General features: G+C 39.1%; 1 protein-coding gene. It reads left to right on the plus strand.

The genetic code is table 11. The annotated features are described in order from the left end of the window. Positions 1-86: 86 nt before the first annotated feature. The coding region (locus M595_RS28650; protein ID WP_040484821.1) for an RNA-guided endonuclease InsQ/TnpB family protein at positions 87-379 on the plus strand (293 nt) is incomplete at its 3' end.

Genomic DNA, 379 nt, shown 5'->3' on the forward strand with positions numbered 1-379 from the left:
GTTCTTCATAATCTCCACTTGAAAAAACTTGTGCTATATTCAGTGTATCTTGTAAATACAGCACTCAAACGAAGGGGGTGATTCAAGTGCATAGAGCAGTAAAGGTTAGGCTTTACCCAACACCCGAACAGGAATTGGCGTTAGTCAAATCGTTTGGTTGTGTACGGTGGTATTGGAATTTTGCCTTAAATGCCTGTATTCAGCACTATCAAGAAACTGGAAAAAGCTTAAAACTAGCAACCTATAAAGGGATGCTCCCTCAACTCAAAAAGGAATATCCTTGGCTCAAGGAAGATTGCTATTCATCGGTTCTCCAATGTGTAGCAATTAACCTAGACAGAGCCTATAAAAACTTTTTTAAAGGACAAGCTAAATTCCC

Origin of the sequence: Lyngbya aestuarii BL J (assembly GCF_000478195.2) — a bacterium.
In the GTDB taxonomy this organism is placed as follows: Bacteria; Cyanobacteriota; Cyanobacteriia; order Cyanobacteriales; family Microcoleaceae; genus Capilliphycus; species Capilliphycus aestuarii.